The 14,502-nt window shown below is 55.9% G+C and carries 11 protein-coding genes and 1 tRNA gene; 3 read left to right on the top strand and 9 right to left on the bottom strand.

Annotated features, from left to right (window positions below):
* Positions 1 to 4: 4 nt before the first annotated feature.
* Entirely contained in the window at positions 5 to 1,255 is a 1,251-nt protein-coding gene (locus B30_RS02565) for a sarcosine oxidase subunit beta family protein (protein ID WP_009570438.1), read from the bottom strand.
* Positions 1,256 to 1,365: 110 nt separating this feature from the next.
* On the opposite strand from B30_RS02565, the gene B30_RS02560 reads away from it, so the two are divergent.
* A complete protein-coding gene (locus B30_RS02560; RefSeq protein WP_040401738.1) occupies positions 1,366 to 2,301 on the top strand; it encodes a GlxA family transcriptional regulator in 936 nt (311 codons plus the stop codon).
* A gap of 53 nt (positions 2,302 to 2,354) precedes the next feature.
* Here B30_RS02560 and glnT read toward each other — a convergent pair whose 3' ends face one another.
* The 6 genes from glnT to B30_RS02530 form a co-directional block, all read right to left on the bottom strand.
* Positions 2,355 to 3,674: a type III glutamate--ammonia ligase gene (glnT, locus tag B30_RS02555; RefSeq protein WP_009570436.1), complete on the bottom strand. Its 1,320-nt coding sequence runs from the start codon at positions 3,672 to 3,674 to the stop codon at positions 2,355 to 2,357.
* Positions 3,675 to 3,745: 71 nt separating this feature from the next.
* Positions 3,746 to 5,071, bottom strand: a complete 1,326-nt coding sequence (locus tag B30_RS02550) for an FMN-binding glutamate synthase family protein (protein WP_009570435.1) — start codon at positions 5,069 to 5,071, stop codon at positions 3,746 to 3,748.
* Between the two features lie 10 nt (positions 5,072 to 5,081).
* Positions 5,082 to 5,768 (bottom strand): GXGXG domain-containing protein, encoded by a 687-nt coding sequence (locus B30_RS02545; protein ID WP_009570434.1) that lies wholly within the window; start codon positions 5,766 to 5,768, stop codon positions 5,082 to 5,084.
* A 3-nt stretch (positions 5,769 to 5,771) separates the two neighbouring features.
* Positions 5,772 to 6,659 (bottom strand): class II glutamine amidotransferase, encoded by an 888-nt coding sequence (locus B30_RS02540; protein WP_009570433.1) that lies wholly within the window; start codon positions 6,657 to 6,659, stop codon positions 5,772 to 5,774.
* 190 nt (positions 6,660 to 6,849) lie between these two features.
* A complete protein-coding gene (locus B30_RS02535) occupies positions 6,850 to 7,485 on the bottom strand; it encodes a helix-turn-helix domain-containing protein (RefSeq protein WP_009570432.1) in 636 nt (211 codons plus the stop codon).
* Positions 7,486 to 7,527: 42 nt separating this feature from the next.
* Positions 7,528 to 8,814, bottom strand: coding sequence for an ABC transporter substrate-binding protein (locus tag B30_RS02530; protein ID WP_009570431.1), 1,287 nt, complete (start codon positions 8,812 to 8,814; stop codon positions 7,528 to 7,530).
* A gap of 178 nt (positions 8,815 to 8,992) precedes the next feature.
* Between B30_RS02530 and B30_RS02525 the strand changes: the two genes are divergently transcribed.
* Positions 8,993 to 10,336 carry an NAD(P)-binding domain-containing protein gene (locus B30_RS02525; RefSeq protein WP_009570430.1) on the top strand — a complete coding sequence of 448 codons (1,344 nt, stop codon included), beginning with the start codon at positions 8,993 to 8,995 and terminating at the stop codon, positions 10,334 to 10,336.
* A 68-nt stretch (positions 10,337 to 10,404) separates the two neighbouring features.
* A complete protein-coding gene (locus B30_RS02520; protein ID WP_009570429.1) occupies positions 10,405 to 12,777 on the top strand; it encodes a DUF1989 domain-containing protein in 2,373 nt (790 codons plus the stop codon).
* An 81-nt stretch (positions 12,778 to 12,858) separates the two neighbouring features.
* On the opposite strand, the gene B30_RS02515 is transcribed toward B30_RS02520, so the two are convergent.
* Both B30_RS02515 and B30_RS02510 read right to left on the bottom strand, forming a co-directional pair.
* Positions 12,859 to 12,934, bottom strand: a tRNA-Thr gene (locus B30_RS02515).
* Between the two features lie 73 nt (positions 12,935 to 13,007).
* On the bottom strand, positions 13,008 to 14,501 hold the full coding sequence (locus B30_RS02510; protein WP_009570428.1) for a heme biosynthesis protein HemY: 1,494 nt from the start codon (positions 14,499 to 14,501) through the stop codon (positions 13,008 to 13,010).
* Position 14,502: the final 1 nt, after the last annotated feature.

Genomic DNA, 14,502 nt, shown 5'->3' with positions numbered 1-14,502 from the left:
GACCTCAATGTAAATTGGGCTGAGCGCCAGCGCCACGCTCGTCAATGACGTAGCCCTTGGCAAAACGATCAAGACGGTAGGCTCTGGCTGTGTCATGTGGGCGATCGGTGGCGAGCAAATGTGCGAAGGCATAACCCGAGGCAGGCGTCGCTTTGAACCCGCCGTAACACCAGCCGCCGTTGAAATAGAGGCCTTCGATCCCGGTGCGATCAATAATCGGAGAGCCATCCATCGACATGTCCATCACACCGCCCCAGCCGCGCAAAAGGCGGGCGCGGCCGATCATCGGCATAAGCGCCATGCCACCTTCGAGCACATCTTCGATCACCGGAAGATTGCCGCGTTGGGCGTAGGAGTTATAGCCGTCGATGTCGCCCCCAAACACAAGCCCGCCCTTGTCAGATTGACTGATGTAAAAATGCCCGGCACCGAATGTAATCACGCCGGGAATGGTCGGTTTGAGGCCTTCGGACACAAACGCCTGAAGCACATGGCTTTCAATCGGCAGGCGCATTCCAGCCATCGACATGACGCGGCTGGACGAACCTGCCACAGCCACACCGACCTTTTTCGCGCCGATAAACCCACGCGAGGTCTCAACGCCCAAAACTTTGCCGGCTTCGATTTTAAACCCGGTGACTTCGCAATTCTGGATGATATCGACGCCGCGCATGTCGGCGCCACGGGCATAACCCCAAGCAACACCGTCGTGGCGCGCTGTGCCTGCGCGAGGCTGCATCAAGCCGCCTTTGATCGGAAAGCGCGCGTTGTCGTAGTTCAAAAACGGTACTTTCTCACGCAGTTCTTCTCGCGACAAAAGCACCGAATCCGCGCCCGCAAACCGCATCGCATTGCCGCGCCGGCGATAGGCGTCACGTTGTGCGTCGGTGTGGATCAAGTTGATGATCCCGCGCTGACTGACCATGGAATTGAAATTGGTTTCTTGTTCCAGTTTTTCCCAGAGTTTCATTGAGAATTCGTAGAATGGTTCATTGCCCGGCAAGAGGTAATTGGAGCGAATGATGGTGGTGTTCCGGCCAATATTGCCCGACCCGAGCCACCCCTTTTCAAGCACCGCAATCCGCGCCTGTCCAAAGGTTTTGGCAAGATAAAAGGCTGTGGCAAGCCCATGCCCACCACCGCCGACAATGATAATGTCATAGGCTGATTGCGGCTCGGGATCGCGCCATAAGGGCGTCCAGCCTTTGTGACCTGTCAGAGCCTCTTTGATGACCTTAAATCCGGAGAATTTCATGCGTATCGCTCCATTCGGGTAAGATTGTTGTACCTCGTAAATTTCCCCTATTCTTTTCGTTAAAAGACATTTATTTTCTTACTAAGGACAAAACACTGGGCAGTGAGCGCATGAGGAAAATCGGATTCGTCTTGCTCGAAGGCCATGCTCTTATGTCCACGGCAGCGGCCCTTGAACCGTTGCGCGCGGCCAATCTTTTTGGCTCCGAACCGCTCTACAATATTCAGGTTTTGTCACCCCGAAATACGGCGGTGCACTCCTCCGCCGGAAGCATGTTTACGGCAACGCCACTACACGCGGCGGGCACCGATTTCGATCTCGTGTTTGTGGTTGCAGGCGGTGACCCTTTATCCGTCAACGATCCTGAATTAGAGACATGGTTGCGGCGTGTTTCGCGCGCAGGCTCAGCACTTGGGGGTATTTCTGGCGGGGCGGCAATTTTGGCCAAGGCCGGACTTTTGGACAATCGTCGTTTCACGCTGCATTGGCATCACTATGAGGATATTCAAAGGCTGTTCCCAAAGCTTTTGCTTGAGCGCAGATTGTTCGTGATTGACCGGGACCGCTACACCTGTGCCGGGGGAACTGCGCCGCTGGACATGATGCACGCGATCATTTCGCGTGATCACGGGGTCGGCTTTGCGCAACGGATCAGCGACTGGTTTATTCAAACCGAAGTGCGCCGGTCTGAAGCACCGCAACAGGCCAGCATCATGGCGCGATATGGTGCCTTGCCCACGCCGGTCTTGGCCGCGATTGAATTGATGGAATCCCATATCGCCGATCCGCTCGACATCTCTCAACTTTCTGACTTATCGGGACTTTCTTCGCGACAATTGCAGCGCCAATTCTCCGAAAGCCTCGGCAGTTCGGTCATGGAGACCTATCGCGACATTCGCCTGGAAACGGCGCGGGATTTGCTGCGCCAGTCCCAGCTGCGTATTCATGAGATCGCGATGATGACTGGATTTGTCAGTCAGGCGCATTTTTCCGAAAGCTTCCGCCGCCAGTTTGGTCAACCGCCCTCGGCGCTGCGCAGGAGCTGACAAAAAGGCGACCCCCGAAGGGGCCGCCAAGGAAACTGGGAAGAGGAAAACGCTTAGATATCAAGCGTGTTCTCGCGCTCCCAACGCGAGAAGTGGGAGACGAAGGAATTCCATTCCTGCATCTTCATCTTGGAATAGGAGGCCGAGAAACTGGTCCCCATCATGGCTTGCAACCCTTCATCTTCTTCATAGGCGCGGATCGCGTCGAGCAGGTTCAAAGGCAGACGCGGCGCGTCTTTGACAAGGTGGCCTTCGGCGTACATATCGATGTCGTAACGCTGACCGGGATCGGCTTTGGAGTTGATGCCAGACAGGCCCGCCGCAATGATCACGGCTTGCAGCAGATAGGGGTTCACTGCGCCATCCGGCAGGCGCAATTCAAAACGGCCCGGACCCGGTACGCGCACCATATGGGTGCGGTTGTTGCCGGTCCATGTGACCGAGTTCGGGGCCCATGTTGCGCCAGAAATGGTTCGCGGGGCGCTGATACGTTTGTAGGAGTTCACCGTCGGGTTGGTGATCGCAGCCAAGGATTCAGCATGTTTCATGATGCCGCCAAGGAAGTAACCGCCCTGCTCAGAGAGGCCAACTTCGCCCACTTGCCCCTTGCCATCTTTCGAGGCGAAGGCGTTGGTTTTTCCCTCCAAATCCCAAACCGAAATATGTGCGTGGCAGCCGTTTCCGGTCAGACCTTCGATCGGTTTCGGCATAAAGGTTGCGCGCAAGCCGTGCTTTTCGGCCACGGACTTTACCATGAATTTGAAAAAGCTGTGGCGGTCGGCGGTCACGAGCGCGTCGTCAAAATCCCAGTTCATTTCGAACTGACCATTGGCGTCTTCGTGGTCGTTTTGATACGGGCCCCAGCCCATTTCCAACATGTAATCACAGATTTCCGCAATCACATCATAGCGGCGCATCACCGCCTGCTGGTCGTAACATGGCTTTGCCGCCGTATCGAAAGGGTCGGAAATTTGATCGCCCTCAGGCGTCAAAAGGAAGAACTCCGCTTCGATCCCGGTTTTAACCCGCAGGCCCGCTTCAGCCGCTTCGGCCACGAGTTTTTTCAACACGTTGCGCGGCGCTTGTTCAACGGGCACGCCTTCCATGATGCAATCGGCGGGCACCCACGCGACATCGGGCTTCCACGGCAATTGGATCACGGCGGAGGCGTCCGGCACAGCCAACATGTCGGGGTGCGCCGGTGTCAAATCAAGCCAGGTTGCGAAACCCGCAAAGCCTGCGCCGTCTTCTTCCATATCGGCAATCGCCTGCGCGGGCACGAGCTTGGCCCGCTGTCCGCCGAAGAGGTCGGTATAGGAGATCATGAAATATTTTACGCCGGTCTTTGCGGCGAAATCTGCAAGAACGCTCATCGTCTTGTCCTTTTTTCTAGTCCCTGTTGGCAGGATGAGGGGCACGTGGCCCCTCCCCTTTTATCGCTGACTCAAAAGCCCGGTTTGCCCGGATACCAATTGGTCCCCGCAAGCGGCACTTGGGCCATTGCGGCAGCTTCCATGGTCAGAGCGCAAAGGTCCTCTGGCTCAAGGTTATGGACATGGTTGTGACCACAGGCGCGGGCCAGTGTTTGGCATTCCAAGGTCAAGACATTGAGGTAGTTTTGCAAACGACGACCGGCTGCGACCGGGTCGAGGCGCTTCATCAACTCAGGGTCTTGGGTGGTGATACCAGCCGGATCGCGACCTTCATGCCAATCATCGTAAGCACCTGTGGTCGTGCCGAGTTTTTGGTACTCAGATTCCCATTTCGGGTCATTGTCCCCCAAAGCAATAAGAGCCGCTGTTCCGATGGACACCGCATCCGCGCCTAGCGCCAACGCCTTGGCCACATCGGCCCCGGTGCGAATGCCGCCGGAGACAACAAGCTGAACTTTGCGATGCATCCCCAGGTCTTGCAGCGCCTGAACGGCGGGGCGAATGCAGGCCAAAGTGGGTTGACCGACATGTTCTATGAACACGTCTTGAGTGGCGGCGGTCCCGCCTTGCATCCCGTCCAAAACCACCACATCCGCGCCGGATTTGACCGCCAAAGCGGTGTCGTAGTAGGGGCGCGCGCCACCAATTTTGATGTAAATCGGCTTTTCCCAATTGGTGATTTCGCGGATTTCAAGGATTTTAATCTCAAGATCATCCGGACCGGTCCAATCCGGGTGGCGACAGGCGGAGCGTTGGTCGATACCGACCGGAAGATCTCGCATACCCGCGACCCGTTCGGTGATCTTTTGACCCAAAAGCATTCCTCCGCCGCCGGGCTTTGCGCCCTGACCCACCACGATTTCAATCGCATCGGCGCGGCGCAAATCATCCGGGTTCATGCCGTAGCGCGACGGCAAATATTGATAAACGAGTTTCTCGGAATGACCGCGCTCTTCTTCGGTCATGCCGCCGTCGCCCGTGGTGGTCGAGGTGCCCGCAAGGGTTGCGCCGCGGCCCAACGCCTCTTTTGCCGGACCCGACAGAGAACCAAAGGACATGCCCGCGATGGTCACCGGGATTTTCAGCTCAATCGGCTTTTTCGCAAAACGCGTACCGAGGGTGACGGAGGTATCACATTTCTCGCGATAGCCTTCGAGCGGGTAACGCGACATCGACGCGCCCATGAACAGCAGGTCATCGAAATGCGGCACACGGCGTTTCGCGCCACCGCCCCGGATGTCGTAAATCCCGGTGGCCGCCGCCCGACGGATTTCAGCATTCACATCCTTTGAAAAGGTCCACGACTGGCGCGGTTCGGTTTGTGGTGTTTTTTCCATGTCGCGCTCCTCAGTATTCGTCTGCGTGGTCAATGTTGAAATTGTAGAGTTTGCGGGCGGAACCGTAGCGCTTGAACTCTTCGGGCTTTGCATCGGCACCCGCTTTTTCAAGAAGCTCTTTGAGGATTTCGATGTGTTCCGGGCGCATCTCTTTTTCGATGCAATCGGCGCCGAGGGATTTCACGGTCCCGCGCACAAAAAGCCGCGCTTCATATAGGCTGTCGCCAAGTGCGTCACCTGCGTTGCCCAGCACCACAAGGTTGCCCTTTTGCGCCATAAACGCGGACATGTGGCCGATGTTGCCATGCACGACAATGTCGATGCCCTTCATCGAAATGCCGCAGCGCGAAGACGCATTGCCTTTGATGTTCAAGAGACCGCCATGTCCGGTTGCGCCGGCATATTGCGAGGCGTCGCCTTCGATGGTGACAGTGCCAGACATCATGTTTTCGGCCACACCGGGACCCGCGGACCCTTTGACAGTGACCGTCGCCTCTTTGTTCATGCCAGCACAGTAGTAGCCGGTAGACCCTTGGATCGTCACGTCAAGCGGACCATCGAGACCACAGGCCATAGCGTGGCTGCCGCGCGGATTGGTGATGATATATTCCGCATTGGCCTGTGCTTTCGCAGCGGCCTGGAGCGTGCTGTTGATGTCGCGCAGTTCTGTCTGCGTCATATCGAGCGTGTTGGTCATGGATTAGCGCTCCCAGAAATATACAGTTGCGGGTTCCGGCTCCCAAACGCGGGCGGCATCAATACCCGGCAGGTCGGCAAACGCGCGGTATTCGGAGGCGAAAGCGACGTAGTCGTCTGTTTCGGCCATCACGGCGGGTTTGCAGGCGATCGGGTCGCGCACAACGCCAAAGCCGTTTTTCGTCCCAGTGACAAAGGTGAAGAACCCATCGAGATCCTTCAGCGTGCCTTCCAAAGCCTCGCCAAGCGTCGCGCCGTCCGCAATGCGTGAGGAGATATAGGCCGCACCCACTTCGGTGTCGTTTTCCGAGCGTGTGAACACACCTTTTTTCGCCAAAACCCGGCGCATTTGGTTGTGGTTGGACAGCGAGCCGTTGTGCACGAGACACTGGTCATCTGCGGTCGAAAACGGGTGCGCGCCCATGGTTGTGACGGCGGATTCTGTCGCCATGCGGGTGTGACCGATACCGTGGCTGCCACCCATCTCGCGCAGGTTAAACCGAGCCGCCACATCTTTGGGCAGGCCGATTTCTTTATAAATTTCCATGGACTCGCCCGACCCCATGATGCGCAACCCTTTGTCTTCCAGAAAAGCAATCGCTGCTTTTTCCGATCCGGCGGGGACAGTGAGCACCGCATGCGTGCTGATCGACTTGATCGTCACAGGCCCGTCGATTACCGCGCAGAGATCGGCGTCGAGATCGGCAAATGCCGTCTCCGGCGTATCCGACTGAACGGTAATTTTGATGCCGCCCGTCTCATCACCATAAATCGCGATCCCTGCACTATCGGGGCCGCGGTCGGTCATGGTGATCAGCATATCGGTTAACATGTCGCCCAGCTTGGGGCGCAGTTCGTCCTTTTTAAGGAACAGGCCTACAATGCCACACATATATCCCTCCATCAGAGTCTTCGGCCCAATCGCCGTTATGATCTGATTAGAGGGAAATCTTATTTCTCATCAAGAAAGTTTTTCTCTACAGGAGCAAGTTTTTCTGTTTGGGAAATAATCGCCCGGAAATGTCGCGAAATAGGGCGTGGGCAGCAGCCATCGCACAAAAAACAGACTTCCTTAGAACGCATCATTTTTGTTGGGGGTAGGTGATGACCGAAAGATAGCGCGCGGGAAGCTCAATCAGCGCCTCTGGCCCATGCGGCGAATCTGCATCAAACAATAGCGAGTCACCCGGTTCCAAGATGTACCGTTTATCGCCATGTCGATAGTCGATCACACCTTCAAGAATATAGAGCAACTCGATGCCCTCATGCTGGAAGGCCGGAAAACGGTCGCTCTCGTTGTCCAAGGTAATGAGATAGGGTTCAACGACAACGCCGGAGTTGTTCGACCCAATATGCCCCAACAGGTTGTATTGGTGCCCCGCGCGTGTCCCCGCGCGTTCGATTTCAACACCCTCGCCCGCTTTCACATGCATACAACCGCGCTCTTCTTCAAAGCCGGAAAACAGTTGAACCAGTGGCACGCGCAGCGCATTGGCGAGGGTTTGAATCGTGTTCAGAGAGGGTGAAATCACACCGTTTTCGATTTTGGACAGCATCCCAACCGACAGACCCGCCTGCCCCGCAAGATCCGCGCCCGTCATGCGCTGACGCTTGCGCAACTCGCGCACCTGACGTCCAATCGCCACTTCAAGGTTCTTTTCGCGCGCCTCACGAACAGCATGGGGATTTTGTTGGAGGGTGGTTTGTGATTTTGTCATTCGGCATCCTGTCTCGAAACTGGTCTTCTATTTGTGCCCTGTTTACTGTGACGTGGCATTGGCACTGCGATCTGGGGCAAGTCGTTGATCCCACAATTGCCCAAGCTCTTCCATATGCCGTTTTAAACGTGGTCCATTGTGTTCCAGCCAGTCCAAAACGGACACGAAGTCTTCAATCCGGGCCTTGCCATTGCGGATTGTAACCACCGGCCAATCTCCGACCAAGGCATTATCAATCCCAAAAATCTCATCGCCCCACCATCGGGCTGGACCAAAGACATGTGACATCCGGCGCCCCCGCTTCATCGCCGCCAATACCGACACGGAATTGGTCGAATCCGCGAGCTCAACCGCATTGTGCCACAGATCCAAGATCGACGCATATTCCCAACTCACCGCACCCCATGCGCCAGGGAAGCGACTGCAATAGGTGTCAAAGAAGGCTTTGGGTTGACGAAAGAAAAACGCGTTATCCGCCAGTTTTGGGTCATCAAAATCCGGGAACTGAAAGACAAAACGCTCCATGAACGCAGCCGACGTGCGCGCAATCAACCTGTTATAGTTGTCGCCGGTACAGGACAGGATATGGCCCTCAAAGCCAAGTTTGTAGGCGGCTTCGGTCAGAGCCTTGACCATGGGCGGCGGCGAAGAACACCAACAGAGAATATCGGGGGCTTCGGCCATCATGGCTTTGACAATGCCAAGTGCGTCTTTGGTGTCTGCGCTGTATTGAATGTCTTTGACGATTTCTCGCTTTGCCGCCTCAAACCCGGCGCGATAGACCGCGAGTGAGGGCAAGCCCATCAAATCAGTTTGGCTACATAATGCGACGCGCGTGGCCTGAGGTTGGGTGCGCACCAACCACTCAATACCCGCGACATTGTACAGGGGATGCACCTCAGCCGGTGCGATCAAATAAGGCCGGTCCGGCGACAGATCGCTGGGCAATAGGGTCGCGACAAGTACTTTTCGCGACATCAGGTAATCAATCGCCTGTGCCACATCATTTCCGCCGAGCGTGACGATCAGCGGGATCTGATCTTTTTCAACCATATCGCGGGCCGCGGCCAAAGTTTGGTCTGGACCAATTGCACTATCATGCACACGCATTTCGATCTTGTGCCTGCGACCGCCCACCATGAGCCCGCCATGAGTGTTGATCCAGTCCACCCAGATCTTGCAGCCCTCATAACCCGGCAGCCCCCAAGCCTGTTCATCCCCGGACATGGGAATCAAAAAGCCAATCCGAATGGGCGCGCGGGTTTGCCCACCGAGTTTCGGCAAGGACCCTGTCACAAGCAGGCGCTGAGAGAGGGAGGAGATGCTCATATTTTCATCATTGGCCTAATTTTGTGATCATCAGGGCCAAATGGCCCCTGCAAATATATTCCCACAAAGAAAATTCATTGACCACGAAAAAAGTTGGTCCTCATTTGGTTCATACCGATTGAACCAATTAATGAATTCGGTTCAATCCAATGAATTCTAATGTCCAAGGGAGACACTCATGACCAAACGTGTCGCAATTATCGGAGCAGGTCCCTCCGGTCTCGCACAGCTCCGCGCCTTTCAATCCGCCGCGCAAAAAGGCGCAGAGATTCCCAACGTTGTCTGTTTTGAAAAACAATCCGATTGGGGTGGGTTGTGGAACTACACATGGCGCACCGGCGTCGATGAAAATGGCGAACCTGTGCACTGCTCGATGTACCGCTATCTGTGGACCAACGGTCCGAAAGAAGGTTTGGAATTTGCCGACTATTCCTTTGAGGAACATTTCGGCAAACAAATCGCCTCCTATCCGCCGCGCGCCGTCATGGTTGATTATATCGAAGGTCGGGTGAAAAAGGCCGGAGTGCGTGATTGGATTCGGTTCTCTACCGTAATCCGCTGGGTCGACTACGATGAGGACACAGGCAAATTTACCATCACCGCCCATGACATGGTAGAGGACCGGATGTACAAAGAGGTGTTTGATCATGTGATCGTTGCCTCAGGTCACTTCTCTTCGCCAAATGTGCCCGAATACCCTGGGTTCGAGACATTTAATGGCCGCATCGTCCACGCTCATGATTTCCGCGACGCGCGCGAATTTGCGGGCAAAGATGTGCTTTTGGTGGGCGCGTCTTATTCGGCGGAAGACATCGGATCACAATGTTGGAAATACGGCGCCAAGTCGATCACAACTTCCTATCGGTCCGCACCCATGGGGTTTGACTGGCCGGACAATTGGGAAGAAAAACCTGCGCTGGTGAAAGTCGACGGCAAAACCGCCTTTTTCAAAGATGGCTCCACCAAGGATGTCGATGCGATCATTCTTTGCACTGGCTATCGTCACTACTTCCCATTCCTGCCTGACGATCTGCGCCTGAAAACGGCCAACCGTTTGGCCACGGCCGACCTCTATAAAGGCGTCGCCTATGTCCACAATCCAAAGATGTTCTATCTGGGGATGCAGGATCAGTGGTTCACCTTTAACATGTTCGATGCGCAGGCTTGGTATGTGCGGGACATCATCATGGGCCGCATCGAGGTGCCCTCTGACAAAGAGGTGCTTTTGGCCGATGTTGCAGAACGCGTTGAGCGCGAAGAACGTCAGGATGATGTGAAATACGCGATCGTCTATCAGGGCGATTACGTCAAAGAACTGATCGCCGACACCGACTATCCATCCTTCGATGTGGATGGGGCTTGCGAGGCTTTCTTTGAATGGAAGCACCATAAGGTCGAGGACATTATGGGCTTTCGCAATCACAGCTATAAATCGGTGATCACCGGAACCATGGCACCCGCGCACCATACCCCGTGGAAAGATGCGCTGGACGATTCCATGGAAGCCTATCTTCAAAACTGATCTAACATGTGACGCAATGGACGGGCCTTTCGCGGGGCCCGTCTCTCTCCTTTTTACAAGGACAAAAAATGCAAACGCACATTCCCGCAACCCTGTTGCGCCCCGGACCGCCCTCCGCCTCGCGCCCACGCCGCACGGCGGCCTATGGGCTTCAATCCAACGAAGAGCGCGTGACCGTTCCCGGTTCTGGCGCGGTCATGGTCGAACTCGCCCAAGGCGATCAGATCACGATTGAGAATATCGAAGGTGGCCAGCGTTGCGAACTTCTGAGCGCGCATCCCAATGGGCGCTTGGATTGTGGCCTTTTGGGCGCAGCCGCAAACACGTCCGCCTCAGGCCTGCGCGCGATGCTGCTATCACCTCTGTCGGGCTTTGATCGGCTTAAAAAGGGTCTAATCCAGCGTAATATTGATCTGCCGGGCGCAAGTGCCGTCGGTCTTTTTGGCGCAGAAAGCCCCGCGAAAGACAGTGCCACCTTTACGGCGCAGGGTTCAGGCTGGGCCATCATTGCCGCCCCCGGCGATGTGATGGATTTCGAAACGCAAGACACCACAACACCGCTGCGTGTGACCCTAACCCGTGCCAAATCGCGCCAACCCGGTCAATTCGCCCTGCCCGATCCTTTGGCCGATCCCGTTCAAGACCTGCGGGTCAAATCCGCCACGGCTCAGGCCTATTTTGTACGCAAAGGCGAGTTCATCCAGATCCTTGATGTCGATGGTCGCCAATGTACTGATTTCCAATGTTTCGACGCGCGCAAAGCGGATCGTGGCGACTACCTTCCCCTTGATGTCACCACCACGCGCACCATCCTCAACCACGCCTACCCGATGCCCGGACTGCATGGAAAATATTTCGATCAGGACATGACACCCCTCATCGAAGTGGTGCAGGACACCTGCGGTCGGCACGACGCTTTCGCCATGGCCTGTTCATCCAAATACTACGATGACATCGGCTATCCCGGTCACGCCAATTGTTCCGACAATTTCAATGGCGCGCTTTCGGCCTATGACATTCCTGGCCGCAAGGGATGGATGGCGGCGAATTTTTTCTTCAACACCCATGTCGATGAACATGGCGTTCTGTTGGCTGACGAACCGTGGTCGCGTCCGGGCGATTACGTGTTGTTGCGCGCGCTCACCGATCTGATCTGTGTGTCTTCCGCCTGCCCCGATGACACCTCCCCGGCCAATGGCTGGAATTTGACCGACATTCATGTGCGCACCTATGCCGCCCAGGAGCGGTTCAGCCGCTCCGTGGCTTGGCGCGCCACTCCAGACGAGGACCCTGTCATGACCCGTGAAAGCGCCTTTCATCATAACTTTGCCACGCTGACGAGTGATTTCGTCGAGTATCGTGGCTTTTGGCTGCCAAATTCGTTCCGTCAAACCGACACGATCGAGGGCTATTGGGCCTGCCGTGACGATGTTGTGGTCATGGACCTCTCTGCCCTGCGCAAATTTGAGGTCACCGGCCCGGATGCCGAAGCACTGATGAACTGGGTTCTGACCCGCAATGTCGAAAAGCTCGGAGTCGGTCAGGTGGTCTATTCGGCCATGTGTTATGAGCATGGTGGCATGATTGACGATGGCACGCTTTTCCGCCTTGGTCCGACGAATTTCCGTTGGATTGGTGGCTCGGACGAAGGTGGCGTTTGGATGCGGGAACAGGCCGAAAAGCTCGATCTAAATGTGATGATCCGCACCTCCACCGACCAGATGCACAACCTCGCTGTCCAAGGTCCAAAATCCCGCGATCTGATGAAAGAAATCATCTGGACCGCCCCGCATCAAACGCCGATCTCCGATCTCGACTGGTTCCGCTTTACCGTGGGCCGGATTGGCGATCATGAGGGCGTGCCTGTCGTGGTGTCTCGGACGGGCTACACGGGTGAGCTGGGCTATGAAATCTTTTGCCACCCCAAAGACGGCGACGCGGTGTTCAAGGCCGTTTGGGAAGCAGGTCAGGCCTACGGGATACGTCCGATGGGACTTGCCGGGCTTGACCTTGTGCGGATTGAGGCGGGGCTTGTGTTTGCAGGCTACGATTTCTCCGATCAGACTGATCCGTTTGAATCCGGGATTGGCTTCACCGTTCCGCTCAAATCAAAGACTGTAGATTTCGTTGGTCGAGATGCGCTTTTGCGGCGCAAAGAGCATCCCGCCCGCAAATTTGTCGGGCTTGAGATTGAAGGTCAAAACCACGTTGCCCATGGCGATTGCATCCGCATTGGGCGCGCACAAGTGGGAGAGGTCTGTTCCGCGATGCGATCCCCACGCACCGGTCAAGTCATCGCCTTGGCACGGGTCGATGTTGCGCATTCTGAGCCGGGTACAGAGGTCGAAGTTGGCCAATTGGACGGTCATTTGAAACGCTACAGCGCCAAGGTCACGGCCTTCCCGCATTACGATCCTAAAAAGGAACGTCCGCGCAGTTAATTTTGGTCAATCTAAAAGTAATAAAGCCTCCCTTCGGGGAGGCTTTTCTGCATGGGAAATTCCCGGCAGCGAGTAGAAAAGTGGTGCCGCTGATAGGACTCGAACCTACGACCCCATCATTACGAATGACGTGCTCTACCAGCTGAGCTACAGCGGCACTCTTCTCTGTCAGGCGCAATCGCGCGTGACGTGAACGGGTCTTTATCACCCTCTTTCAAAGGTGTGTAGCCCTAATTTTCGACCTTGGGGTTTTCATCTTCTTCAACCGGGGTCACATCTACCATACCTTTCGGCGCGTCCTGTGACTCCTCTTCAATCGGATCGACAAAATCCACTTTTGGCTCCGGCAATGCGCCGACAATCATCGGCAACATTTCGGTTCCTTGTGGCATCGCGACCTCGGAACGCATCGGTTTACGCCAACTCAGCGTGTCAAATCCGCCGCAATGCTCGCAAACCGGGCCCCATTCCGAATGGATCGTTTGGCAATTGTCACAGACCCATTGTGGCCCACGCGGCGCTGTCAGCGCTCGGGTCAGCCAGCCGCGGACAACCACGTCATCCGCACCCTCGCCGCGTTCGATCGCCGCCAAAATTGTCAGACTGCGCGCGGTTGGGTTGATCTCCGCCAGATCGCCCAGCGCGCGGCGCGCCGCCGGAAAATCTTCGGCAGCAATGTTAAGCTCTGCGAGCAGCATTTTAGTCTCTGGATCTTCCGGGTGGATTTTGGTCAGCACCGCAAAGCGTTTGATCCGTTGCTCCGGGGTTTCATCCGGCACAATCGCCGCAAAGGCGGCGGCCAGATCCGGATGCGGTTGCGCCTCCCATGCTTTTTTGATGACGCGGGCAGCCGGACGCGGCTTGTCATCAGCAACATATTCTTCACAGGCCATCACAGCGGCAGGGATGAGATCCGGCGACTTTTTATTGGCCTCAATCGCGGCTTCGCGCGCTTCAATCGTGGCACCTTTTTCAAACACCCCCTTGGCCTCTGACAGGGCCAAAACCGCATCGCGACGTTTGTGAACATCGCGCGGGATTGCTCCATGTTTCAACTTGGCCGACAGGGTCGAACGCGCCGCCGACCAATCGCCCTTTTCGGCCTGAAGCCGGAGCAAGATGTCTTGTGTCTCAACATGTTTCGGTTTGAGGGCAAAGGCTTTTTCCGCGAGCTTCAGCGCGGTCGCGGTATCACCATCCTCAAGCTTCTGTTTCATGATGCCCTGAACGCCAATAAAGCGGGTGCGGTCATCCGCGACCAATTGTTTGTAGGCACGCTCGGCCGTCCTTTTGTCGCCAGTCATCACCGCAGCCTGCGCTTTGAGCAGGTTGGTCAGTTCGGGTTTTTGTAAATATTTCTCAGCACGCGCAACCTTGGTCAGTGCCACGCGACCCTCGCCTGAGGCCAGCGCCATCATCCCATCCGCCAGCGCTTCAATACCTTTTTTCTGACGATTGCGGTCGAAATAGCGCGAGATTGCGGTTTCATCGCCCAAAAGGAATTTCACCACAGCGATCAACAGCCCGATAAGTTTGAGCGCCACATAAAACGCAACGATCAAGACAATCAGCGCCAGCACGGCTTTGAGCGGCGTGAGGGTGATTTCGAAATTCCCAAAGCTCAGTTGAGCGCCACCTTCGGTTTCCATGAGAAGCATTCCGCCATAGGCGAGCGCAGCCACAAGAATGACGAAAAGAATGATTTTAACGAGAGACCAAAGCATG

The organism is Celeribacter baekdonensis B30 (genome assembly GCF_000299875.1).
Classification (GTDB): Bacteria; Pseudomonadota; Alphaproteobacteria; order Rhodobacterales; family Rhodobacteraceae; genus Celeribacter; species Celeribacter baekdonensis_A.
Note: the sequence above shows the minus strand (reverse complement) of the source record. Positions and strands in the feature narration are given on the sequence as shown.

What these genes read in the sequence shown, in the direction of transcription:
- B30_RS02565 (WP_009570438.1), bottom strand. Translation starts at nt 1,255, where the DNA reads ATGAAATTCTCCGGATTTAAGGTCATCAAAGAGGCTCTGACAGGTCAC.
- B30_RS02560 (WP_040401738.1), top strand. Translation starts at nt 1,366, where the DNA reads ATGAGGAAAATCGGATTCGTCTTGCTCGAAGGCCATGCTCTTATGTCC.
- B30_RS02545 (WP_009570434.1), bottom strand. Translation starts at nt 5,768, where the DNA reads ATGACCAACACGCTCGATATGACGCAGACAGAACTGCGCGACATCAAC.
- B30_RS02520 (WP_009570429.1), top strand. Translation starts at nt 10,405, where the DNA reads ATGCAAACGCACATTCCCGCAACCCTGTTGCGCCCCGGACCGCCCTCC.
- glnT (WP_009570436.1), bottom strand. Translation starts at nt 3,674, where the DNA reads ATGAGCGTTCTTGCAGATTTCGCCGCAAAGACCGGCGTAAAATATTTC.
- B30_RS02540 (WP_009570433.1), bottom strand. Translation starts at nt 6,659, where the DNA reads ATGTGTGGCATTGTAGGCCTGTTCCTTAAAAAGGACGAACTGCGCCCC.
- B30_RS02530 (WP_009570431.1), bottom strand. Translation starts at nt 8,814, where the DNA reads ATGAGCATCTCCTCCCTCTCTCAGCGCCTGCTTGTGACAGGGTCCTTG.
- B30_RS02510 (WP_009570428.1), bottom strand. Translation starts at nt 14,501, where the DNA reads ATGCTTTGGTCTCTCGTTAAAATCATTCTTTTCGTCATTCTTGTGGCT.
- B30_RS02525 (WP_009570430.1), top strand. Translation starts at nt 8,993, where the DNA reads ATGACCAAACGTGTCGCAATTATCGGAGCAGGTCCCTCCGGTCTCGCA.
- B30_RS02550 (WP_009570435.1), bottom strand. Translation starts at nt 5,071, where the DNA reads ATGGAAAAAACACCACAAACCGAACCGCGCCAGTCGTGGACCTTTTCA.
- B30_RS02535 (WP_009570432.1), bottom strand. Translation starts at nt 7,485, where the DNA reads ATGACAAAATCACAAACCACCCTCCAACAAAATCCCCATGCTGTTCGT.